The organism is Limnothrix sp. FACHB-881, from assembly GCF_014698135.1.
Classification (GTDB): domain Bacteria; phylum Cyanobacteriota; class Cyanobacteriia; order CACIAM-69d; family CACIAM-69d; genus CACIAM-69d.
On record NZ_JACJSN010000008.1, the window covers coordinates 12,068 to 36,205 of the forward strand.

Genomic DNA, 24,138 nt, shown 5'->3' on the forward strand with positions numbered 1-24,138 from the left:
TTCAGCGAAAAGGGCATGGCAATGGCAAACATGGGGCAGACCGTGGCGGACGATCGCACCTGGCGCTGGGAACGACCGGCGGCCTGGACCCATTGGGAATTGATCCATTGGCAGCCGGGCCGGGTGCGGGTGCGTTGGTGGCCGGCGCGGTCTTCGGCCCTGGCGGTGGAACGGTTGGAAACGGCCCTGGCGGCGCGATCGGACGTGGCGGCGGTGCGGGTGGTGCGGGCGGCCGCTTCGGTGACGATTGTGTATCACGATCGCCAGTTACCAATGGCCGGCCTGCGATTACGCTTGGATGACTGGCTGGCCCTGGCTTGGCCCGATCGGGCCCTGCTGTTGCAACCGGCCCCAGAACCGCCAGCTCCTGCCACGGTCGGAGACCCGATAGAAGCGGCGGAGGATGAAGAAGAGGAAGAAGCCTCCTTGTCCCAAACCTTGACGGCCTTGGCTTTGGCGGGGTTGGCCCGGTGGCGGCCCCTGTTGCCGTTGCGGGTGCTGGCGACGGTGGCCCTGTTGCGGGCCGTTTGGCCCGTGGCCCAGCGGGCTTGGCAAAGCGTGACGGTCGATCGCCGCTTGAACATTGACTGCATGGATCTGTTGGCGATCGGCCTCAGCAGCAGCGGTGGATCTTTGGTGGTTCCGTCCTTGGTCTTGACTCTGCACGCTTTGGGGGATGCGATTCGCGATCGCACCGCACGGGCCACGGCCCTGCGAACGGCTAATTTGTCCGACGCGATCGGGCGGTTTGCTTGGGTGAAAATGAACGACGGGCCGCCCCAACGAATTCCCAGTGACCAGCTCCAGGTGGGCGATTTGGTGGTGGTTTATCCCGGTGAGCAAATTCCCGCCGATGGGCCGGTGCTGTCTGGTGAAGCCACGATCGATGAAAAAAGCCTGACCGGGGAACCCTTGCCCGTGGCCGCCAGTGCCGGCCGCTGGGTTCATGCTTCAACCTTGGTGCGATCGGGGCAAATTTACCTGCGAGCCGAACGGGTGGGCAACCAAACCCGTGCCGCCGCCAGCTTGGCCCTGCTGGAACAGGCCCCGGTCTATGACACTCGGATGGCCAACTATGCCGAACGGCTGGCTGACAGGGCGATCGGCCCGGCCCTGATTTTGGCCCTGGTGGTGCTGATTGCCACCCGCGATCCGGCTCGGGCGGCGGCCATTCTGACCCTGGACTTTGTGACCGGCATTCGGCTGTCGATTCCCACGGCGTTCCTGGGAGCCTTGAACCACACCACCCGTCACGGCGTGTTGGTGCGCAGCGGGCGAACCCTGGAACAGTTGGCGGCGATCGATACGGTGGTGTTCGACAAAACGGGCACGCTCACCCAGGGCGACATTGTTTTAGAGCAAGTGTTGCCCGCCCAACCGGACATCACCCCTGATCAACTCCTGCAACTGGCCGCTTCGGCGGAACAGCGGCTCACCCATCCGGTGGCCGAGGCGATCGTGCGGGCAGCGGCCGATCGGGGCCTGACCCTGAGCGATCGGGGTGAATGGAACTATGAAGTGGGCTTGGGGGTACGGGCCCAACTGGCGGCGGGTGATGTGCTGGTGGGCAGTGCGCGATTTTTAATTCAGCAGGGTGTGACGGGTTTGGGCGAATGGCTGACCACCCTGGATCAACAGGCCAGCAGCCAACCCTCGATCGCCCAGCCTTCGATCTATGTGGCCGTGGATGGCCGATTCATGGGCGAACTGCGCTACACCGACCCCCTGCGGCCCGAAAGTGCGGCCCTGGTGCAAACCCTGCAAACGGAATTGGGATTGGATGTGCGGTTGCTGACCGGCGACACGCCCGCCCGCGCGGCCCAGGTGGCACGGGCCCTGGAAATTCCGACCGATCGGGTTTATGCGGAAGCCTTTCCCGATCGCAAAGCCACCATCATTCGCGACCTGCGGCGATCGGGGCGCACCGTGGCCTTTGTGGGCGATGGCCTCAACGATTCCGTGGCCCTGGCCTATGCGGATGTGTCCATTTCCTTTGAGCAGGGGTCGGAAATTGCCCGCGAAACCGCCGATGTGGTGTTGATGAATAACCATTTGCTGGATTTGCTGGAGGTGTTGACCATCGCCCGCCAAACCCAAGGGTTGATTGAACAAAACACCGCCTTGGTGGTGTTACCCAACCTGATTGCATTGGGGCTAGCCACCACCCGCGGCCTCAGCCCCCCGATCGCCACCGCCATCCACAACGGCTCCGCGATCGCCGCCGGTCTCAATAGTTTGCGCCCCCTGATTCAGCACCACTTTTTTGAGCGACCCCGCGATCGCTAGCGTTCCCTCCCCGCCCACCGATCGCCCCTAATTCACCCCAGCTTTCACCTCGTCGTTCAACCTGCGTTCACTGCCTCGATTTGCAAACCCTTCACCCCCTTCAGACCCATGGCTTGGATTCATCTGGATAAATCCGTGATCACCTTTCATGTCAAGGAAATGATTGAGGATGGCTGTCAACAGGACTTGACTGCCTTGCTGGGGTTGGGGGCCGTCCTGGTGGGGCCCGTGGTGGTGCGATCGCTCCTGCAATCCTTGCACCAGCGCCAACGCCCGATCGCCCTGAGCGATTGGATTACCCAAGCCCAACAAACGGCCCCCGCTCCCACCCTGCGCCTGGCTCCCGCGGCCCAAAACCAACGCCCCAACCGCGCAATGGCAATTGGGGCTTCTCAGCAGGATTCAGTTCAGGGCACAGCACAAACCAACAACGCCGCTTAGGAGAGCGTTAACCGCTCGATCGAACTCGGCAGGAACACCTTGGTGTTCATTCCTGGGCGCTTATATGGGCGCTTATAATTGGGCGCTCATTGTTTGATGACATCGGGACGGAATTGGGCAGTGAGTGGATCGGCTGGCGCATCCAGCCCGATCGCTCACCCTTCCCATTAGACCAGTCGGTGTTCTTCTTCCGGCGAGGTTGCATTCAACGCCGGGGTCACCTCCGATCCGGGCGCACTGGCCGTTAAACCCAGCGGTACCCGGGCTTCCGCGAGGGCTTCAGCACGGGCCTCCGCCGCAATATCCGCGATCATTTCGCCGGTTTCCGCGATCGCGGCTTTTGTCTTTTCAAACAACACAACCCCGGTTTTCAACCCTGCCTTGAGCGCTGGTTTCAACAAAGGCAAAATAATCGGGGCAACCACCACCGTTGCCACACCGGCCAAGGCCACCTTAGCCGCAGGTTCTTGAGCCAAACCGATAATGCGCGATCTCAGACGGAGTTCGCCAAGATTCATCATGGGAGTTACTCGCCACCGACGATACATGCCCTAATTCTATCAAGTCTTTCCAAAAGGATTGGATTAAAACAATCTAGATTTCAGGACAACATCAGTCAGCTTATTGAATATTTTTTAGAGGATTGTAATCGCAATTTTGGGCTGCAAAATGATTGAAAAATGACCCAAAGCAGTCCTGTGATTCGTTTATGATTCCAGATTCCTATAGAGAATTTCTGTCAAATTTTACGCCAACTCATCTCCCAACAGATCGCTCAACTGATCTCAAGGAACCCCAAAATTGGATGCCGAGGATGTCTGAAAAGCCAAAGCTAGGAGAAAACTTGGGTTGGTGGTCGCCTGGCGGTGCTGGTTCCAGTTCGTCGCGGCCGTAAAAAGCGAGGGCGATCGATTCCCGATCGCCCTCGCTTTTGATGCTCTTTATCGACGCACTGAAGCTGCGCCGCACGAAGGGCCGAATGTCTTATCGCGCGCCCACCAACAGCTTGTCAGCGTTCTTCGCCGTTTCAAAGAAGAAGGCGGCATTTTCTTCCGGGGTAGTGGACAGAATGCCATGGCCCAGGTTCAGGACGTGACCCTTGCGGCCGGCCTTGTTGATCGTGTCGATGATCCGATCGCGAATGAATGCCTTGGAGCCGAACAGCACGCCGGGATCGATGTTGCCCTGCACCATGATGTCTGGGCCCAGGCGACGACGCGCATCGGCCATATCCACCGTCCAATCAACGCTGACCACATTTGCGCCCGATTGGCCCATCCGTTCCAGAATGCCGGCGCTGCCGCTGATGTAGAGCACCAGGGGCACATCGGGGTAGCGATCGCGCACCTTCTTGAAGGCCCGTTGTTGGTAGGGCAGGGCAAAGGTGTCGTAATCCTGGGGCGACAGTTGACCCGCCCAGGAGTCGAACATTTGCACCATTTGTGCGCCGCAATCGATTTGGTGACACATGTAATCTGCCACCATGTCCGACAGCTTTTCGAGGAAAGCGTGCAGCACGGCTGGCTCCGAGAAGGCCATCCGCTTAATCACGGCATATTCCTTGGAGCTTTTGCCTTCGATCGCGTAGGCCGCCAATGTCCAGGGCGCGCCCACAAAGCCCAATACGGCCGCCTTGTTGCCCACTTCTTGGCGAAGGGTGGTCAAGATGGTGCGGATGTAGGGCATGGCCGCATCGGGATCCAGACGAGTCAGGGCCTGGACTTGCTCCATTGTCCGAATTGGCGACTCAATCACGGGGCCGCGGCTTTCGATGATGTCGAAGGGGATGCCGATCCCGGTCAGGGGCGTGAGAATGTCCGAAAACATGATCACGCCATCGGGTTGGAAGGCGCGGAAGGGTTGCAGGGAAATTTCGATCGCCAAGTCAGCAATTTCCGAGCGATCGCGGAAGGACGGATATTTTTCGCGCAAATCCCGATAAACCTTCATGTAACGCCCTGCTTGGCGCATCATCCACACGGGCGGGCGAGGCAGTTCTTCGCCCCGCAGCGCTCGCAACAAATAAGGCGTATCGTTTGCGCTGGTCATCGTCGCCGCTTCCTTCTTACAAAAACCGGTTTGTTAAATCGAGTGCTTTGACAGCTTACCACCCGTGCGAGCAAGGGCGACTCTCTTGCTTCGTAACGGTTTGCAACGATTTTCGGGCCGCAATTTAGGCAGTCATGGGACGGAGATTTAAGCAGTCATGGGATGGAGATTTGAGCCAGGAAAAATTCCGGGACCCAAATTTCGAGACCACTCGAATCGGATTGCTCCAAGAATCATGCGCCACTCAAGCGACTCTCGCAATTGTGCCAATAACCTAGCCAAACTACATCCGCCCCGGTCAAATCTCAACCAGGTAAAATAAAGATAAAACTCATTGAGCTATCTGCATGGATGGCGATCCCTTCTGGGAGGATTCTTAATCCGGACAATTAGATGAACCGTGGGCAATGGGGCAAAGGCACAGGTGCATCTGCCACAAAGCCGGAAAATCTAGCGCTGAGAAAATCCAGCGCTCAAAAATGCTAGGACGGCGGGTAATCAATCCGCTATGCTGCTGGCAATTCCCCCTCCATGCCGAGTCTGACCGTTAGCCTTATCTAACCCCCCCCAAACACATGGAACCCTCCACCATGGGCGATCGCGCCGCCAGCCCCCGCCCGGAACGCGAAAAAGTTGAGCTTTCGATTCGTCTCGATCCGGACTTGCTCGATCGAGTCAATCACCTGACCGACGACCCAAGCAAAATTATCGAAGCCGCCGTGCGCCAATGGTTGCGGGGTGGCCCAGCCCGCGAGGATGACCTCTCGCGGTTGTTGCCGCGCAATCCCGTTGTGCCGCCCCGTGGCGAATGGAACGATTAGCCGATCGGTCTTAGCTTCTGTTCCCTGAGCTTGTGTTCTTAGATTGCGTTGCCAGTTGTGTTGAATCGCGGAAATTGTGGTGAACTGGGCCTCAGGATTGAAGCTCAGAGATGTTACCACTGAGGTTATTGAGCGGTTATGGCCCTGTAAGCGAGCGCGTAATGTCTGGATCCCCTTCGTCTTCGGATTTTTCGCCATCTACGTTGACCTCCCCGGACAACTCCGCCATGGATCCGACTGTCCTCCCGCATCGCCCTGGTGATCATCGGGATCTGACGACATATCCAGCGCCGCTTGGGTCTCTTGGTGTGGGTTCATCTCCGGTTAGCGTTCCCTCAGAATCGATCGCACCGGGATCGATTGCGCCGGGGGCGATCGCCTCGGGATCCGTCGCACCAGGATCCGTCGTGTCCGGTTCTGTGCCATCTGATTCTGTGCCGTCGGGAGGGGTTGCGCCCGAATCTGGTGCGCCTGCATCCAGCCTGCCGGAAGCAATCGCGAAGCCAGGGCGATCGGGCATGACCATTGATGAACCCCTCGCGCTTCAGCACTTGGGGGCCGAGTTGGCCTACATCCAAGACAACGAGGGTCACTATCGAGCTTTCCACTGGCGAGAAGCCGCCGCCGTGGGCCTCGATTCCCAACTCATTTGCGCGGCTCCGCCCGAAGAACCCCTCTTTGGGCCAATCAGCCTGCCTGAGTATTTTGAGATTTTGAACCGGGTCATCTTGCAGGGTGCTCCAGAACGTTTAACTTGTCGCCTGGCCTGGGCGAATCAGTCGCGTACTTTTGATTTAGTGCTCAGTCCGATGCTGGGGGACGATGGGCGAGCCGATCGGGTGTTGGTCATGGGGCGATCGATTTCAACGCGATCGCACGAGCCAATGACTCCGGCGAATCTCCCTTCTGCCCTGGATGCTCATCAAAAGCTCCTGAGCAAAATTGCCACCAGCATTCGGCGCACCCTGCCCCTCAGTTCGGCTCTCTATCAAATTCTCTTGACCAAGATTGCGCGCAACATTCGCAAAACGCTCGATCTCGACACCATTTGGCAACAAACGGTTTGTGGCCTCGTCCAAGCCCTCAGTGTTTGTCGGGCCGTTGTTTGTGCCTACCCGGGCCCCCAGGAGGGGGTGGTGCGAGTCGTGGCGGAACATACCCGCAGCCCCAGTCCCCATCCCATGCTGGGCGCTGATCTCTCCGTGGCCCATGACACACCGATGGGGGAGGCGCTGATTAGCCTGGAACCCGTGGTGATGGATCGGCTAAACCAAGATCCCTTCGGGAATCAGTCGGCAATTATTGTGGCGGCTCGTCACCAGGGCAAGGTGAACGGACTGATTGCGCTCTATCAGTACGATCGCACCCGCCACTGGACGACGGCCGAAGCGGAACTGATGCGAGAGTTGGCCGACCAAGTGGGCACGGCGATCGCCCATGCCACCCTCTTTGCGGAAAGCCAAGCCCTGACCCACGAGCTGCAAGAGAAAAACATTCACCTGATTCAAAAACAGCAGGAATTAGAGGAAGCCCGCGAACAGGCGGAGGAGGTCTCGCGGCTCAAGAGTGAATTCTTGGCCAACACATCCCACGAAATTCGCACGCCCCTGAACGGGGTGATTGGCTTTCTGAAGCTGATTTTGGATGGGATGGTGGATGATCCCGAAGAGCAGCAGGACTTTTTGCAGGAGGCCTACAACAGCGCCGTTCACCTGCTGAATATCCTGAACGACATTTTGGACATTGCCCGCATTGAGGCCGATCGCTTGGAATTGCACCTGGTGCCGGTGAACCTGCGGGAACTCTGTCGCCATGCTTCGGATTTCACCTTGGCCCAAATTCAGCAAAAGGGCTTGCGCTATGACTTGCAGCTCCCGGATACCCATGACGATGTGTTGATGTATGGGGACGATCAACGGTTGCTTCAGGTGTTGCTGAATCTGATTGGCAACGCCATTAAGTTCACCCACGAAGGCGGCATCACCGTCAGTGCTGACCTGATTTGGCAACCGGTGGTGGTGCAGAATCGCGAGCTACCGGGATTGGTGCGAATTCGGGTGGCCGACACGGGCATTGGGGTCTCGCTGGATAAACAAGACCGGCTGTTCCAATCCTTCAGCCAGGTGGATGGGGCCCGCACCCGACGCTATGGGGGCACGGGGTTAGGACTGGTGATTTCCCGGCGGCTGGTGGAGGCGATGGGGGGCGATATGAACTTCTACAGCCTGGGCGAAGGGCTGGGTTCCACGGTGACCTTCACGGTTCCCCTGTATCAGGAGCCGGTGATGCGACTGGTGGAGACCTAGGGGCGATCGCCCGCTAGCGACGACGGATCCGACCGAGGGTGGTGATATACAAAACCGCTTCGGCCGGGGGAATGCCCAACACCTCGTTCACTTGGTTGTCAAAGAATCCGGCGATGCCGCTGGCCCCTAACCCTAGGCGGATGGCCGCCAAGTTCAGCCGCTGGCCCAGGTGGCCGCTGTCTAGATGTAAGTAGCGATAGGCGCGATCGCCATAGCGCTCGATCGCCGCGTCTAGGTCTGCCGTTTGGAACACTACCGCCGCCGCATCTCGCCCCAGTTCCTGGCCCAAGCAGAGGAAGTGCAACTCTTCTCGGAAATTTTTGAAGCGAATTTGCCGTAACTCGTTGGCCTGGGGAGCGTAGTAGTAGCAACCGGCTTCGAGACCCTCCACATCGGACACCGCCACGAAGCTGTTGATCAAATAGGGGTCGAAATAGTCCGGGTCAGGATCGAGACCCTGATCGGCGTAATCGCGGGGATGGTAGGCGAAGGTCAAGATGCTGGATAGGTCACTGAGGCTGAGGCTGTCACCGCTGTAGGCCCGGGTTGAGCGACGGTGCAAGATGGTGCGCTCCAACTCCTGAAGCTGCTGACCCCAATGGATGGGTGGCGCGGCGATCGGGGCTTTGAGACCAAAGGGCAGATTGTACTTGTCGGCGGCGACCAAACGGTTGTCCTGGGTGAGCAAGCTCGGATCGATCGCGGCGGATTGGGACGTGATTCGCGTGGCCTGGTGTAGGTAGCGTAGTAGTTGACCATCGGGCAAATCAGGATAGGCGCGATCGGCCCGGGAGGGCAGGGCGCTGGGGGCGGACAGGTGCGGGCGATCGGGCCCGGTTCCTTCGGTGAGGGCCACCACCGCCGTCACGCCCTCTTGCTCGGGTTCCAGAAACAGCAGCCGTTCCAGTTGCTCATCATCAAAACCACCGATCAGCGTGGCCTGATAGTCCACCAGAGAGCTGGCAAGCGTGGCATTGGCCAACAGATGCCCCGTATCCAGACAGATGCGGCGATAGGCTCGATCGCCATAACGCCAGGCCGAGCGCTGAAAAACCGCCGTGGTGACCAAGGCCAAGGAAGCGTCGGTTAAAGCAGGGTGCTGAAAGCAGGCCGCTTGCAGATCGGGCCAAAGGGCGCTATCCCATACCTGAACCAAACCATGGGTTTTCACTTGGTAGTGATATAGCCCCGCCGCCAAGGGGCCGTTGCCCGGCGACAACAGATAAACTTCCGCCGGATACAGCCCCCCCGCCGAAGGAGCCGAACGGAGCGCCACGCCCATTTGCGGCAGCCGAGCCGTGATCCCATAGGCGCAATAGAGCAACTTGGACAGTCGCCGCCACCAGGTCGCGATCGGGCTGTCTAAAACATCGATCGCGCTGGGCTTGAGATCCAGCACTGTGCCAAATCGATAGTCCTTGTATAGTTCCGGGCGATCGTCCCAATTCAGCGGTCGAGATTGACGCTCGATCGTTTCAGGATCATACTTAGTGCGCTCATGATAGTACTGAGCGATAGACAACTCTACCTCGGGCATGGCTTCCAATTGAACGAGGAACGATCGCGCAATCAATATCCAACAACAACGGGGACAAATCAATCCACTCGCGGTAAACATCATCGCCCAATTACACCCCCGATCGTCCCACCACGGGAGCAAGATCAACCATCAGCGCCGTGAGGTACATCTCCCCATTCCGAGTTAATGGTGTGGCCGCCTGGGAGAATTTTTGAAAATGGCTTAATGATGACTTTTTTAAATCAAATGATAATTATTTTTGATTAATAAATTTGCCCTCTATTCAATGCTGAATTGGCTGCTGATCCCACTTCCATCGCCAGCCCATGCAGACGCTCCTGTCCTTGGGAATGTGGCCTTGGCCGATGGCCCTAGTTCGCAATTTGCACCACTACTGGAGCGCGGATCTCCCAAGAAGCCTAGGAGTCTTCAAAGCGATCGAGGGATCATGATATCTGTAAGATTAATTATTTTTTGGCAATTTTAAATGTGTTTTCCTGGTTTATAATTTTCTCGATTATTTTCTAATGCAACCTCCCGATCGCCGCTGGGATTGCTGGAGAAGCAAATTCACAAACTGACAAAATTGATACCTGATTATGGACTGGAAAGACAGTAACCCCAGAAAATGAATCTAAAAAAAATCTTAGGTCTGCAAAAATATCCGAAAAATTCTGATAGAAAACGGTTGAATTTTAGAAAAATTCTGACTTCTTCCTGAGACCTACAGTCAGCCAATATCCAGCCAATATCCAGCCAATATTAGTTAATTAAGCTTTCGTCGATGGTTTAGGAATGCAGCCCAAAATTTGCCCAGTCAGTAATCACCCCAAGGGTTTACCCCGGCAGTAGAATAAGCTCCCGCCACCACTTTGGGCAGAAATTGAGCAGAAACTGACCTGTCACCGTCGCTCCCGCCGTCGCTCGGGAGCCTGTTGTATCGTCGTCGATGGTATGCAAAAACTGACCGCAGCAGAACTCCAATCTGCATATCAGCAAGGTCAACGCAATTTTCAAAAAAGTGATCTTCAGGGAGTGGATCTGTTTGAAGCCTCGTTACCAGACATTGATCTGCAACAGAGCTGTTTGGTCATGGCCTACCTGCCCTATGCCAACTTGAGCCAAGCGCAACTGGCGAAAGTTCAGGGACAACGAATGGAGTTGGGAAATGCTCAGCTCTATCAGGCCAACTTGGCGGGCGCGAACTTGCAGGAGTCCCAATGTGTGCGCAGCAACTTTCGCTATGCCAACCTGCGATCGGCTGATTTGCGTCATGCCAATCTCTGTGGGGCCGATCTATATAGTGCAGATCTGCGGGAGGCGGATTTGCGAGGGGCCGATTTGACCAGTGCCAACCTGAAGTCAGCGCATTTGGAAGGGGCCAAGCTCCAGCGGGCTAATCTGTTTCGGGCGAAGGATCCGGATCTCTCCCAAGCCTTTTATGACCACACAACCCTGCTCCCCGATGGTTACCGGGCCATGGAAAATGAGCACCAATCGCCAACCGGTCAGCAGTCTTTGGATTAGTCAGATTAGACAGCGCTCCGGATTGACGGGGAAATTCAACTCGACCCTACAATGGCGGTTGATGCTCGGAAAGAGTGGATGGGGCTATGGCACAAGAACAGCGCAATCGCATTGATGAACAAGCAACGGTGATCCCGAAAGAAGGTCGATCGCCCCGAAAGCTGGGATTGCGTTCTGGGGGCTGGCTGTCTTTGGGGGTATTGGGCTTGGGGATGTTCGGGGCTTGGCAAGCGCAGGCCCAAACCCAGTCATCGGGAACTGCGGCGATCGCCCAATATGCCGATGCGGTGTTGGCGATCGAGCCGGTGCGCCAGGCCGCGGCCAGCCAACTGAAAACCGTCATGGGCGATCGGCCCTTACCAGTGGTGATTTGCTCTCAGGGCGATACGGTGAAGTCGCTGTCACGGGAGGCGCGGGAAATTGCCGTTTCTTTCTGCAATCAAACCAAGGGCATCATTGAGGGAACGGGCCTCTCGATCGCCCAGTTTAATCAAATGACTCAAACCCACGCGATCGATCCTGCCCTGCGCCAACGGATTCAAGAGGAGTTGGTGAAGCTACAGGCTCCGTCGCAGCCCTAACTGTTCGCAACAAAAGACATCCTGACACAGCAAAAAGCACCCCGGCGTTAGTGATCGCGGGGTGCTCAATTTGGTATCGGATTGAGAAAACGCTTTTAGTTGAGATTTGGCATCAAGGCAACCCATCCATAGAGACCGATTGCCTTGAACTTCCCGGCCTGTCCGGATTGCAACCACACCTGATCACGCCATCGGCAGGCCTGGCAGTGGCGGCAACGAGGCCAGTTCTAGAACTTGAACTCGGTGCGCAGTACGCCCATCACAGCCGTATCACCGTTGTCGTTGGCATCAAACACAGCCACCACACCCGGAGTCAGGTAGATGTTGTCGTTGAGGGCGAACTTGTACATGGCTTCCACCAGAATCGGCGTGTTGTCGTCTTCATCAACGCCGTCGGCATTCACCACCGTCGGCGGTTGACCCACCGTCAGTGCGCCCATGCTGCCTTCCTTGCCCAGGTCGGGGAAGGTGAAGCCCACACCCCAGGTCAGGATGTCAGCATTTGCATCATCGTTGTTCAGGCTGTCAGCCCAGGTGTAGCCAAAGAAGCCATGCATTCCGAAGTGCTCCGAGAAGCGGTATTGGGTTTGGAAGCCAATGTTGTCGCTGTCGAAGGAGTCACCCTTGAACAAGTTGAAGGTGTTCTTCGTGCCCGAGCCGCCCAGGACGTTGAAGGGGCGATCGACCCGAGAGTAGTAGGAGTGGGCGTAAAGCAGACCGGCCGAGAAGCGATCGTCTGAGCTGGTGTAGTTCAAGCTGACGCTGGCGCTGTAGCTACCGTCAAACAAACCGCGACCCTCATCGGGGCTGGCGGAGTTGCCGGCCGAGTAGAGTGCGGCCACCGTGAAGTTGTCGCTGGGGTTCCAACGAATCCCGGCACCGCCGTAGCTGGGCTGACGGAAGATCGGGTTCAGGTCAGCAAAGCTGGTGATTGCGCCGTTCCCGTTGCCGTAGATCGGGTTATGCACCGGGTGGGCATCTTCCAGGATCAAATCTTGACCCACGATCGCCGTGGCGCGATCGCTCAGGGGGAACTCATAGGCCAAGAAGGTCAGGCGGAAGTTCGTATCGGAACCGTTGCCATAGCTGAGGTTGGTTAGCCCCGTCACATCGTTCAGCGGGCTACGAACGCTGTTGGATTCCAAACGGGTGAACAGCTTGTCCTTGCCGGTGAAGCTCGTGACCAACAGCAACCGCGTCCGTTGGCTGAAGGTGACGTTTTCTGCGCCGCTATCGTCGCTGTCGTCGCCCGTGAGCGTGCCACCCTGCATTCCGAAGATCACCTGACCGGACAGCTTGGTGGTGGTTGAAAACTGGTTGGCTTCCAGTTCCGAGGTGCGTGCTTCCAGGGAATCAACCCGGCCGCGCAGGGCTGCCAACTCAGCGGCAAATTCTTCTTGCAGCTTTTGCAGCTTCCGCAAATCTTCCTTGGTGGCCAGCGGGTCGGTGGCGGCCTTGATCAGGTCATTGATCCGATCGAGGCAAGCATTCAAACCAGCGGCGAACTCGTAGCGGCTGAGGGGGCGGTTGCCCTTGAACGTGCCATCGGGATAACCCGCAATACAGCCGTAGCGCTCCACCAGGGACTGCAATGCCTGGAATGCCCAATCGGTGGGCTGTACATCCGACAGTTGCGAAACGGAAGTGACTTGATCCAGCGCCATTTCCGAGTCGATCGACCCGAGTAGCGTCGCTTCCGTGGAGGCGTTTACCCCAACCGGACTTTCAGCAGCCGCGCGATCGGCCGTGCCCAACATTGCCCCACCCGAAATGGCCAAGGCGGCCATCAGGATTCCATAGCGACTTTTCAACACGATCTATCCTCACACCAAAACTTTAGTAAATCCTCACTCAGCTCATCACCCTTGTAAACAACGGCGAACAAGCTGATCCTGATAGTAAATAATCAGTGAGGATTTGGTTAAGTATCGGTTATAACGTTTTTTTCAAAACAGCACAATATCCAAGTTATCGAATAGCGACAATTAGGGTCTGTGATGATGGCCCCCGTTGAAACTCGCCCCCCTCAGGACTTTCAGAAAAGCAGGAAAAATTTTTTCTGTATCCTCAGATACAACGACCTATATTTCAGCGCCCTAGGATGACGCTAAAATCGGGACAAGCCAGGGCTTTTTTGAGTCCTTTATCCAGGCAATAAGCGGGGTTTGTAACTGATTTTTACGCAAAGCTGAGGAGTGTAAAACAATACAATGTCCGGTCAATTTAATCGCCGTAAATTTCTGTTTTACGGCTCCGCTGCCCTGAGTGCCAGTGTTTTACTCAAGGCCTGTGGCCAAGCCCCGGAAAGCGCTCCATCGCCGGGCAGCCCTAGCCCCGGGGCTAGCCCCGCCGGATCTCCCGCTGCTAGTGGTGACACGATCAAAGTCGGCGTTCTGCATTCCCAGAGCGGCACGATGGCGATCAGTGAAAAGAGCGTGATTGATGCTGAACTGCTGGCGATCGAAGAGATCAACAAGGCCGGCGGTGTCCTGGGCAAGCAAATCGAGCCGGTTGTGGAAGATGGAGCCTCTGATTGGCCCACCTTCGCAGAAAAGGCGAAGAAGCTGATTGACCAAGACAAGGTGGTCACCATTTTTGGTTGCTGGACTTCTGCCAGCCGCAAGGCAGTGCTGCCGGTCTTCGAGGAGAAGAAGCACATGCTTTGGTATCCCGTGCAGTATGAGGGGCAGGAATGTTCCCAAAACATCTTCTACACGGGCGCTGCGCCGAACCAACAGATTGAACCGGCCGTTGAGTGGCTGTTCAAAAACAAAGGTAAAGAATTCTTCCTGGTCGGTTCTGACTACGTTTTCCCGAGAACTGCCAACACGATCATCAAAGCCCAAGTGGAAAAGCTGGGTGGCAAAGTTGTTGGTGAGGATTACATTCCCCTGGGCGGCACGGAAGTTACGCCCATCATCACCAAAATTCGCAGCGCTCTGCCCAACGGTGGCGTAATCTTCAACTCCTTGAATGGTGACAGCAATGTTGCATTCTTCAAGCAGTTGCAAGGGGCTGGTTTGGGCCCTGACAAATATCCTTCGATGTCCGTGAGTATTGCGGAAGAAGAAGTGAAAGCGATCGGGGTGGAATACCTAGAAGGCCACTACGCCGCCTGGAACTATTTCATGTCGGTGGATTCTCCGGCGAACAAGAAGTTCGTGGACGCATTCAAGGCTAAATATGGCCCCGATCGCGTTACGAATGACCCCATGGAAGCGGCCTACATTGCCGTTTATCTGTGGAAGCAAGCCGTCGAAAAGGCGAAGACCGCCGATGACCTGGAAAAAGTGCGGGCGGCTGCCTATGGTCAAACCTTCGATGCCCCAGAAGGCATGGTGACCATGAACGCTAACCATCACCTGTCGAAGGTGGTGCGGATTGGCGAAATTGAAAAGAGCGGTCAATTCAAGGTCGTGTTTTCAACGGATAAGGCGATCGAGCCAGTGCCCTGGAACCAATTTGTGGCTGAAACCAAGGGCTTCGCTTGCGACTGGTCGGATCCGAAGAAGGGCGGCAAGTACAAGATCTAAGCCATTTGATCTTTGTAACCCTGATGATGCTTGGCGGGCAATAGCCACTGCATAGGCATCGGTTCTACAGCAGCCAAGGGGCAGTCGGCCAAGTCGTCACTGCCCCTTTGTTGTTGAAAGACCATGGTAATGAGGTTTATTTCACCCGCACACTCAACCCAGTTCTTGAGATGCTTGATGCCATTTTTAGCGGAATTAGCATTGGCTCCGTGTTGCTCATTGCAGCATTAGGCCTGGCGATTGTGTTTGGGCTAATGGGTGTGATTAATATGGCCCACGGCGAGCTGATGATGCTCGGAGCCTACACAACATTTTTGGTTCAGAATCTGTTCAAATCCTTCGGAGAGGGGGCGTTTGAAATTTATATCTTCCCAGCGCTGATTGCTGCTTTTATTGTGACAGCGATCGCGGGGGTAATTTTGGAACGGGGGGTGGTGCGGTTTCTCTACGGTCGCCCTCTGGAAACCCTGTTGGCCACCTGGGGGGTGAGCCTGATGTTGCAGCAGTTTGTGCGCAGCATTAATTGGGTGATGGCGATCGGGCTGGTGCTGTTTTGTGCACTCTTTTTTGGGGCTTGGGGGCTGTTGGGTAAACGCGCCAATTGGGTGGCCATCAAAACCCAGGCCCTGAGCATTTTGTTGCCGGTTTCAGCGGGGATTTCGATCGCCGTGGGCAGCCTGTTAGCTCAACAATTTAAGTTAACGGTCACCAAGCCCTGGTTCGGGGCCCAAAACGTGGACGTGACGGCTCCCCGGTGGTTGCGGGGCGGGATTCCGATCGGGGATTCGCAATTACCTTCCACCCGATTGTTCATCATTGCCCTAACGATTCTTTGCCTCTTTGGCCTGTATTGGTTCCTGAATCGATCGCTCTGGGGCCTGCGCATCCGTGCCGTTACCCAAAATCGCAGCATGAGTGCCTGCTTGGGCATTGCCACCAACACCGTCGATTCCTTGACCTTTGCCCTCGGTTCCGGGCTGGCGGGAATTGCGGGCAGCGCGATCGCCCTGTTGGGTTCCGTGGGGCCCAACACCGGCCAAAACTACATCGTTGATACCTTCATGGTGGTGGTGGTGGGCGGTGTTGGCAAACTGGTTGGCTCGATCGTCGCCGCGTTGGCCATTGGTACTGCGAGTTTCCTGATTGGTTCCGGAACCCTGGCCGCTGTGTTTGAGAAGATTCCACCCCTTGCGGAGTTCTTCAACTTCTTTGCCACCGCCAGTATGGCTAAGGTGATGGTCTTTGCCGCCATCATCGTCTTTTTGCAAGTGCGTCCAGGCGGTCTTTTCCCCCAAAAGGGACGGACGGTCGAGTCCTAAACAGCAATCTGGGAAATGTTTTGCGGCTTATCCATTTCTCCAGATTGTGCGTTTTGCCAGCTTTGATTCTTTAGTTTCGGTTCTTCAGTTTCGATTCTCAAATTCCAATTCGAGAATTGCAGCAATTGCTAACGACAATCCTCATTGCGGGATGTGAGTATGGGATCTTTACCTTCAACCCGAAAACAGCGATCAATTCCCCTCAGTTCGGAGGATTGGGCAGCCATTGTTCTCCTCATTGTGGCGCTTTTGATCCCACTGTTGCTGTCGGATTTTCGCCTGAACCTTCTGGGCCGCTATCTGTCCCTGGCGATCGTGGCCTTGGGTATTGATCTGATCTGGGGCTATACGGGTCTGTTGAGCTTGGGGCATGGGGTGTTTTTTACCCTGGGTGGCTATGCCTTGGCCATGCACCTGAAGCTAGTACAAATTCCGCCCGATGCCACGGTGAAATTGCCGGAGTTTATGTCCCTGTATGGGGTGACGGAACTGCCTTGGTTTTGGCAACCGTTCTATAACTTTCCGGTAACCTTGGTTGGCATGGTTGCCGTTCCCATGGTTGCCGCCAGTATTCTGGGCTATTTGGTGTTTCGGAACCGAATTCGAGGCGTTTATTTTTCCATTCTGACCCAGGCGGCGACCATTGTTTTCTTCAACTTTTTCAATGGTCAGCAAAAGTTAATTAACGGTACCAATGGGCTAACCAATTTTGGGCAATTTCTGGGCTTTGATATTTCATCCCCAGGAACCCAAAAAATCATCTATTTCATCACAGTCGGTGGATTGGTGGTTGCCTATTTGGTTTGTCGTTGGCTCATTTCTGGCCGCTTTGGGCGACTCCTGATCGCCATTCGGGACGATGAACCTCGGGTGCGTTTTTCTGGCTACAACCCCACGGGTTTTAAGGTGGTGGTGTTTGCGGTTTCTGCGGCCCTGGCGGGGTTGGCAGGGGCATTATTTACCCTGCAATCGGGAATTGTGTCGCCCAAAACCATGGATATTCCCTTCTCGATCGAGATGGTGATTTGGGTGGCCGTCGGCGGGCGTGCCACGCTCCTGGGCGCAATTGTGGGAGCGGTGTTGGTGAACTTTGCCAAAAGCCTTTTGAGTGAACAATTCTCAGCAATTTGGCTCTTTTTCCAAGGGGGCTTGTTCCTACTGGTGGTGATGGTGTTGCCCGACGGCATTGTTGGTTGGCTCAAGACCTCTGGCATGGATTTAATCAATCGACTGATCGGTCGATCGCCCCAGCCGGTTGCCACCTATCCCAGCTTGGAAACCGATCCCGAAGTTCAATTTGAGCGCGAAGAATTGCAGGATAAATCATGACCCATTCTTTGGATCTGCCGACGGCGGCGGCTCAGCCAATCCTCGCCATTCAAAACCTGACCGTCAACTTTGATGGATTCAAGGCCCTGAATAACCTAACTTTCAGCATGGCCCCCGGCGAATTGCGGGTGGTGATTGGGCCCAACGGTGCAGGAAAAACCACGTTTTTGGACACAATCACGGGCAAGGTCAAGCCCACCCAAGGAGATGTGTTGTTTAAGGGCCGCAGTCTCAAAGGGCGCAGTGAATATGAAATTGCGCGCTTGGGTATTGGTCGCAAATTCCAAACGCCTCGGGTCTATCAAAATTTGACCGTGGCCCAAAATTTGGAACTGTCGGGCAATCCCCAAAAAGGCGTGCTCCATAGTTTGTTTCGGAAACCTTTGCGATCGGAACGGCAGTCCGTTGCCCAGCTCTTGGAAACCCTAGGACTCACCAGCAAAGCCCAATTACCGGCGGCCCTGCTCTCCCATGGGGAAAAACAACGGCTAGAAATTGGCATGTTGGTTGCTCAATCGCCCGATCTTTTGTTGGTAGATGAACCGGCGGCCGGTTTAACCGACGAAGAAACCTACCAACTGGGAGAATTATTGATTTCTTTGGCGGAAGTTCATTCAATCATTGTGATTGAGCATGATATGGAATTTGTGCGGCAAATTGCCCGTACAGTGACGGTCTTACATGAGGGATCATTGCTGTTTGAAGGCACGATGGATGAAGTTCAAAGCGATGAACGGGTGATTGAAGTCTATTTGGGCAAAGAAGACGAGGACTAGGGATCTGGCAATTGCCCCTAGAAAAGACCCAAGTAATTGAGATGGAGGACTGGGGATGTTGAAGGTTTCGGGCTTGAATGTTTATTACGGTGAAAGTCATATTCTGCGCGATGTGGATATGACCGTTCGCGAAGGGGAAATGACTTGCTTAATTGGTCGGAATGGGGTGGGAAAAACGACGCTTCTGAAAACCATTGTGGGACTGCTGCCGCCTCGGAGCGGCGCGATCGCCCTGGCTGATTCTCCGATCGCCCATTTGTCTCCCGATCGCCGAGCAAAGTTGGGCATTGGCTATGTGCCCCAAGGTCGCGATATCATTCCCCGGCTGACGGTGCGGGAAAACCTGCTGTTGGGTTTGGAAGCTTGCCGAGGAACCGATCGCGCCGGAGCAAATGCCAAAGACTTAACGATTCCTGAAGAAATTTTTGATTTATTTCCGGTGTTGAAAACCATGCTGAATCGGATGGGGGGCGACCTGTCCGGCGGTCAACAACAGCAACTGGCGATCGGGCGGGCTTTGATGGGCAAACCGAAACTTTTGGTGCTGGATGAACCCACGGAAGGGATTCAACCTTCGATCGTGTTGCAGATTGAAGAAGCGGTGCAACATATCATTCGATCGACCGGCATTGCGGTGTTGCTAGTGGAACAGCACTTGCACTTTGTGCGCAAGGCTAATCACTACTACGCCATGCAAAAAGGTTCAATGGTGGCCTCCGGTGACACGAGCGAACTCAGCAACGAAACCATCCAACAATTCCTGGCGGTTTAGGGAATTGGTGTAGGGCGTGAACGTCGGGTTTCGCCAGTCCCATTGCGTTCCCATTGCGCTCGCATCGCGTTTTTATTGCGGGGACTTCCCTCAACTTTCCAAAATCTTGCTCCCGATCGCGATCGCATTCAATTGAAGCGGTAGGATCGGGAGGTTTTGAGTTGAGGAAACCTCCCGTGGCCTTGGTGCGTGTTCGTGAGCATGTCAATCCCCTCAGTCGCCATTATGATCGGGCGATCGAACCCCCCAATTGGTCGCAACTGTTTCGCCAACTCGATCGGCCCCTTCATCTCGACATTGGCTGTGCGAAGGGGCATTTCATCTTAGCCATGGGGGCCCAAGAGCCAACCTGGAACTTTTTGGGCCTCGAAATTCGCGAACCCTTAGTGCATCAAGCCAACCGCTGGGCCGAAGAACGCGGCCTCGAAAATGTGCGGTATTTGCCTTGTAATGCCAATCGCTCAATCCGTCCTCTGTTGGCATCCTTGCCCCCAGGAATTGTGCAGCGGGTAACGATTCAATTTCCCGATCCTTGGTTCAAAAAACGCCACCAAAAGCGCCGGGTCGTGCAACCCAGCCTGGTCAAGGATTTGGCGGAGTTTTTACCCTTGGGGGCACAGGTTTTTGTGCAATCAGACATCGAAGACGTGGCGATTGAAATGCGCGATCGCTTCTGTGAACATGCGGCTTTTCGGCTCACCCATTCCCTTCCTTGGTTGACGCAAAATCCGTTACCGATTCCCACCGAACGGGAAAAATCGGTTTTGGATCAAGGCTTACCGGTTTATCGGGCCTTGTTCGATCGCATTTGATGGCGAAATCTAGTAATTCACCGAATCGATCGAATTAATTTCACCGAATTAATTTCACTGAATTGATTCTACCTAATCAATAGGGGCAGGTTCCTAGAACCTACCCCTACGGATTGCACCGAATTCAGCGCCAACCTGCGTTTGAACTCCCTTGCATTCCAGTCGATCGCGATGCTGGGAAAAATCCTAGCCGCGATATTTACGGAAGGCGAGCGTCACGTTGTGACCACCAAAGCCAAAGGAATTTGACAGGGCCACTTCCACCGGCATTTCCCTTGCTTGATTGGGCACATAGTCCAAATCGCAAGCGGGGTCAGGATCATCCAGGTTAATGGTTGGCGGAACCTTGTTATGGACGATCGCCATAACCGTCGCCACTGCTTCAATTCCACCGGAGCCACCCAGGAGGTGGCCAGTCATGGACTTGGTAGAGCTAATGGCCACCTTGGAAGCCACGTCTTCACCCAAAGCTGCTTTGATGGCCGCTGTTTCCGTGGAATCGTTGGCGGGGGTGCTGGTTCCGTGGGCGTTGATGTAGTTCACTTGGTTGGGAGTGATGCCTGCATCCTTCATGGCCAAGCGAATGGCTCGGGCTGCGCCTTCCCCGCCGGGAACTGGAGCCGTCATGTGGTATGCATCGCAGGTCATCCCGTAGCCGATGATTTCCGCGTAAATTTTGGCTCCCCGGCTGAGGGCGTGATCCAGTTCTTCAAGCAACAGAATCCCGGCTCCTTCGCCCATGACGAAGCCGTCGCGTCCTTGGTCAAAGGGACGGCTGGCGCGGGTGGGATCATCGTTGCGGGTGGACATGGCCTTCATGGCTGCGAAGCCGGCCATCCCCAGCGGTGTGATGGCTGCTTCTGAGCCGCCGCACACGATCGCCTGGGCATAGCCTCGCTGCACGAGCCGGAACGCATCCCCGATCGAGTTGGATCCCGCCGCGCAAGCTGTCACCGTGCAAGAGTTTGGCCCCTTGGCCCCCAGTTGGATTGCCGTCAGACCAGCGGCCATATTGGCAATCATGGTGGGAATCATGAAGGGGCTGCATCGATCGGGCCCACGATGGAGTAGCACTTCCACCTGGTCTTCGAGAACCTTCAGTCCCCCAATGCCGGTTCCGATTAACACCCCAACCTGCTCAGCGTTCAGGTCGTTGATCACGAACTGGGCATCTGCAACGGCTTGCTTACTGGCACAAACCGCGATTTGCGTGAACCGATCCATCCGCTTGGCATCTTTGCGATCGATGTATTGCAGCGGATCAAAGTCCTTCAGTTCGCCGGCAATTCGGCAGTCGTGGCGTGAGGCATCAAACAGCGTAACCGGCCCAATGCCGTTACGCCCCGCCATTAGCCCATCCCAATATTCACTGAGGGTGTTGCCAATGGGGGTAATTGCGCCCAGACCGGTGACGACAACGCGCCGACGGGGTTCGTCAGCGGGGGCCGCACCGGCAGCGCTTGCCACAGGGGTGTCAACGCGGTTGGAACTGGTCATGGTGATAACAGTCTGGAGGTCTGCAAACCCAGCACGAGAGGTCTACGAGCCGTCAGTGGGCGATCGGGCTGCAATAACTAAGATTGTTGAGCGAGGATATAGTCAACCGCTTCTTGCACGGTGGTGATTTTCTCAGCCGCTTCGTCAGGAATTTCGATATCAAATTCTTCTTCGAGGGCCATGACTAACTCAACGGTGTCCAGGGAGTCTGCACCCAGGTCGTTGCTAAAGCTAGCTTCCGGTACGACCTTTTCATCCTCAACGCTGAGCTGATCGGCTACGATTTTTTTAACTTTTTCGAAAATTAGAGCTGACATGATGACTCCTATTGGACAGCCCCCCAAGCCGCCCAGGTTCTAGTCTGACGGGGTGAGGGTTATCGTCGCACAACGGGGGTGCAATGATCGATCCGACAACAGATCTGAGCCGTTGAAAACTCTGAAAATGCTGCGATCGAGAAGGTGAGCGGGCGGGCCTTGCATCCGGCTCAGTCGGCTTGCGTCTGAATAGACCGCAGCGAGGCAGTCGGCTGGCTCGAAGATGACGATAACCAGGCCGCGACCAAGGGGCATCGAGACGGGTCACCGATGAGGGCGCATCTAAGCATTCCTTCATCTTATCGGAAAGCGGCCGTTGCGGGTGAGATTCTACGGGCGATTGCTCCCCGCAGCCCAATGCGAAGCGGTGGGCGGTTTGGGTTGACTTGGCGGGGCAGAAATTCTGGGGTGGGATCAAGGCACAGATACTGAAACCAAGCAACTGGCTCAGAATGGAACAGAATCCAAAAGATTTGCCCTAAACCCCAGTCGCGCCCTTTAAACTCAGAACCATCAACGCCATGACAGCGCCATGACTGAGTTGCCACGATTCGGCTGCCACGATTCGGTTGTCATGTGTTGTCACGTAATCGATGGCTCATGATTCGGCAGTGGCCACGATCGGCAATGACGTGATTGGCAATGAAGTGAATGGGCGTTTGATTAACCCTTGGGAGTAATTTAACGATGGTTGTTGCCCAAAGTGGAACACCGACGACATCGCGATCGACCGGTTCTTTTCCCGATCGCCAGCCGCTACAGGGTCGATCGGGCAAGCTGAAATATGCCTACTACCCGGGCTGTGTGGCCAAGGGGGCCTGTGGCGAGTTGCACCAATCCACCACCGCGATCGCCCGTGTTTTAGGCATTGAACTGGTGGAATTGACGGCGGCCGCCTGTTGTGGGTCAGGCACGTTCAAGGAAGAATCCCAACTGCTTGAAGATACGGTCAATGCTCGCAACATTGCCCTGGCCGAGGCCTTGGATTTACCGATGCTGACCCATTGCAGCACCTGCCAAGGGGTGATTGGCCATGTGGATGAGCGACTCAAAACCGCCCGCGATCGACAACCGGACTATTTTCAACAGGTTAATGGCCTGCTGTCGGATCAGGGTTGCTTGCCCTATCGGGGTTCCACGGAGGTGAAGCATTTGCTCTGGGCCCTGGTGGCCGACTATGGCATTGAAGCGATCGCCCAGCGGGTGACTCGCCAACTGGCCGGCCTCAACTGCGCCGCCTTTTATGGTTGCTATTTACTGCGGGCCCAGTCGTTCAATCGTTACGACAACGCCGACAACCCCCGATCGATGGAGCAAATTTTTGCGGCCTTGGGCGCTGGGGCGATCGACTACCGTGGGCGCACCCAATGCTGCGGTTGGCCCCTGGCCAGCTATGCCACTGAGGCCTCCTTCCAGTTGGCGGGAACCCACCTTGCAGAGGCGATCGCAGCGGGGGCCGACTGCCTGGTCACGCCCTGTCCCCTTTGTCATCTCAACCTCGATTCCCGACAACCGGAAGTGGCAAAAGTGACCGGGCGATCGCTCAACATCCCGGTGCTGCATCTGCCGCAACTGATTGGCCTAGCATTGGGCCTGGCCCCGCGCGATTTGGGCCTCGATCGCCACATTGTTTCCACGCGCCCAGTGCTCCAAAAGCTGGGTCTGGCTTAGGCATCAGCCCCCGGCGACGGGCGATCGACCCCGGCGGGAATCGGCCCCCAAACGACCCACAATGACTGGCCCCCGCCGTCAAGCTTGGTTTACCAACTTTAAATTTTTGCAACCTTCAAGGAAGCCACCAAAACTCGCAAGATACACTGAACGGTGATTTCAACGGATTCTCGGCACGATCGCCGTTTACTTCAAACCAAGGAATCGAAGGGAGTATTGCTTCAATGTCTCATTCGGTAAAAATTTACGACACCTGCATTGGCTGCACCCAATGCGTGCGCGCTTGCCCCACCGACGTGCTGGAGATGGTTCCCTGGGATGGCTGCAAGGCCGCTCAGATTGCTTCCTCGCCCCGCACCGAGGATTGCGTGGGTTGCAAGCGTTGCGAAACCGCTTGCCCCACCGACTTCTTGAGCATCCGTGTTTATCTGGGCGGCGAAACCACCCGCAGCATGGGCTTGGGTTACTAAGCCACGGCTTTTGATGTTGGTTGAAGTTGGCTTGGCTGAATTAGCGCATCTTTGCTGGTTGGCTAAGTTGTCTTGCCGGGAGTCTCGATCGCATCCCCCGCTGGGGTGGTGA

The 24,138-nt window shown here is 55.9% G+C and carries 20 protein-coding genes; 14 read left to right on the plus strand and 6 right to left on the minus strand.

The window, feature by feature from the left end; genetic code table 11:
• The first annotated feature begins 15 nt into the window (after positions 1-15).
• Positions 16-2,286, plus strand: coding sequence for a heavy metal translocating P-type ATPase (locus H6G52_RS09320; RefSeq protein WP_199312303.1), 2,271 nt, complete (start codon positions 16-18; stop codon positions 2,284-2,286).
• Between the two features lie 108 nt (positions 2,287-2,394).
• A complete protein-coding gene (locus H6G52_RS09325; protein WP_099532344.1) occupies positions 2,395-2,727 on the plus strand; it encodes a hypothetical protein in 333 nt (110 codons plus the stop codon).
• Positions 2,728-2,894: 167 nt separating this feature from the next.
• Here H6G52_RS09325 and H6G52_RS09330 read toward each other — a convergent pair whose 3' ends face one another.
• Positions 2,895-3,203, minus strand: coding sequence for a DUF5132 domain-containing protein (locus H6G52_RS09330; RefSeq protein WP_199309193.1), 309 nt, complete (start codon positions 3,201-3,203; stop codon positions 2,895-2,897).
• Positions 3,204-3,711: 508 nt separating this feature from the next.
• Entirely contained in the window at positions 3,712-4,776 is a 1,065-nt protein-coding gene (hemE, locus tag H6G52_RS09335; protein WP_099532343.1) for a uroporphyrinogen decarboxylase, read from the minus strand.
• A 590-nt stretch (positions 4,777-5,366) separates the two neighbouring features.
• On the opposite strand from hemE, the gene H6G52_RS09340 reads away from it, so the two are divergent.
• Together H6G52_RS09340 and H6G52_RS09345 are read left to right on the plus strand one after the other, a co-directional pair.
• Positions 5,367-5,597, plus strand: coding sequence for a hypothetical protein (locus tag H6G52_RS09340; RefSeq protein WP_099532358.1), 231 nt, complete (start codon positions 5,367-5,369; stop codon positions 5,595-5,597).
• A gap of 308 nt (positions 5,598-5,905) precedes the next feature.
• A complete protein-coding gene (locus H6G52_RS09345; protein WP_370567690.1) occupies positions 5,906-7,903 on the plus strand; it encodes an ATP-binding protein in 1,998 nt (665 codons plus the stop codon).
• A 13-nt stretch (positions 7,904-7,916) separates the two neighbouring features.
• Here the strand turns inward: H6G52_RS09345 and H6G52_RS09350 are convergent, their stop codons facing one another.
• Positions 7,917-9,440 carry a SagB/ThcOx family dehydrogenase gene (locus tag H6G52_RS09350; protein ID WP_099532357.1) on the minus strand — a complete coding sequence of 508 codons (1,524 nt, stop codon included), beginning with the start codon at positions 9,438-9,440 and terminating at the stop codon, positions 7,917-7,919.
• A gap of 936 nt (positions 9,441-10,376) precedes the next feature.
• On the opposite strand from H6G52_RS09350, the gene H6G52_RS09355 reads away from it, so the two are divergent.
• Together H6G52_RS09355 and H6G52_RS09360 are read left to right on the plus strand one after the other, a co-directional pair.
• The gene (locus H6G52_RS09355) at positions 10,377-10,949 is read left to right on the plus strand and encodes a pentapeptide repeat-containing protein (RefSeq protein ID WP_190354635.1); all 573 of its coding nucleotides are present in this window, start codon (positions 10,377-10,379) and stop codon (positions 10,947-10,949) included.
• Positions 10,950-11,035: 86 nt separating this feature from the next.
• Entirely contained in the window at positions 11,036-11,530 is a 495-nt protein-coding gene (locus H6G52_RS09360) for a DUF4168 domain-containing protein (protein WP_190354634.1), read from the plus strand.
• Between the two features lie 227 nt (positions 11,531-11,757).
• Here H6G52_RS09360 and H6G52_RS09365 read toward each other — a convergent pair whose 3' ends face one another.
• Positions 11,758-13,344, minus strand: a complete 1,587-nt coding sequence (locus H6G52_RS09365; RefSeq protein WP_190527922.1) for an iron uptake porin — start codon at positions 13,342-13,344, stop codon at positions 11,758-11,760.
• Between the two features lie 396 nt (positions 13,345-13,740).
• Between H6G52_RS09365 and urtA the strand changes: the two genes are divergently transcribed.
• The 6 genes from urtA (at position 13,741) to trmB (ending at position 20,071) form a co-directional block, all read left to right on the plus strand.
• Positions 13,741-15,063, plus strand: coding sequence for an urea ABC transporter substrate-binding protein (gene urtA / locus H6G52_RS09370; RefSeq protein WP_099532338.1), 1,323 nt, complete (start codon positions 13,741-13,743; stop codon positions 15,061-15,063).
• 170 nt (positions 15,064-15,233) lie between these two features.
• Positions 15,234-16,382 carry a branched-chain amino acid ABC transporter permease gene (locus tag H6G52_RS09375; RefSeq protein WP_099532337.1) on the plus strand — a complete coding sequence of 383 codons (1,149 nt, stop codon included), beginning with the start codon at positions 15,234-15,236 and terminating at the stop codon, positions 16,380-16,382.
• 159 nt (positions 16,383-16,541) lie between these two features.
• Positions 16,542-17,711, plus strand: a complete 1,170-nt coding sequence (gene urtC, locus H6G52_RS09380) for an urea ABC transporter permease subunit UrtC (protein WP_099532336.1) — start codon at positions 16,542-16,544, stop codon at positions 17,709-17,711.
• Positions 17,708-18,487 carry an urea ABC transporter ATP-binding protein UrtD gene (urtD, locus tag H6G52_RS09385; protein ID WP_099532335.1) on the plus strand — a complete coding sequence of 260 codons (780 nt, stop codon included), beginning with the start codon at positions 17,708-17,710 and terminating at the stop codon, positions 18,485-18,487. The genes urtC and urtD overlap by 4 nt, the downstream gene beginning before the upstream one ends.
• Before the next feature lie 55 nt (positions 18,488-18,542).
• Positions 18,543-19,259 (plus strand): urea ABC transporter ATP-binding subunit UrtE, encoded by a 717-nt coding sequence (urtE, locus tag H6G52_RS09390; protein ID WP_190354631.1) that lies wholly within the window; start codon positions 18,543-18,545, stop codon positions 19,257-19,259.
• Positions 19,260-19,435: 176 nt separating this feature from the next.
• Positions 19,436-20,071 (plus strand): tRNA (guanosine(46)-N7)-methyltransferase TrmB, encoded by a 636-nt coding sequence (trmB, locus tag H6G52_RS09395; RefSeq protein WP_190354683.1) that lies wholly within the window; start codon positions 19,436-19,438, stop codon positions 20,069-20,071.
• 186 nt (positions 20,072-20,257) lie between these two features.
• Here the strand turns inward: trmB and fabF are convergent, their stop codons facing one another.
• Complete coding sequence (gene fabF, locus H6G52_RS09400) at positions 20,258-21,568, minus strand: beta-ketoacyl-ACP synthase II (RefSeq protein WP_099532332.1); 1,311 nt, start codon at positions 21,566-21,568, stop codon at positions 20,258-20,260.
• 77 nt (positions 21,569-21,645) lie between these two features.
• Entirely contained in the window at positions 21,646-21,888 is a 243-nt protein-coding gene (gene acpP, locus H6G52_RS09405) for an acyl carrier protein (protein ID WP_099532356.1), read from the minus strand.
• Between the two features lie 684 nt (positions 21,889-22,572).
• On the opposite strand from acpP, the gene H6G52_RS09410 reads away from it, so the two are divergent.
• Together H6G52_RS09410 and psaC are read left to right on the plus strand one after the other, a co-directional pair.
• The gene (locus H6G52_RS09410) at positions 22,573-23,556 is read left to right on the plus strand and encodes a CoB--CoM heterodisulfide reductase iron-sulfur subunit B family protein (protein WP_190527924.1); all 984 of its coding nucleotides are present in this window, start codon (positions 22,573-22,575) and stop codon (positions 23,554-23,556) included.
• A gap of 224 nt (positions 23,557-23,780) precedes the next feature.
• Positions 23,781-24,026 carry a photosystem I iron-sulfur center protein PsaC gene (gene psaC, locus H6G52_RS09415; protein ID WP_190354628.1) on the plus strand — a complete coding sequence of 82 codons (246 nt, stop codon included), beginning with the start codon at positions 23,781-23,783 and terminating at the stop codon, positions 24,024-24,026.
• The last annotated feature ends 112 nt before the right edge of the window (positions 24,027-24,138 follow it).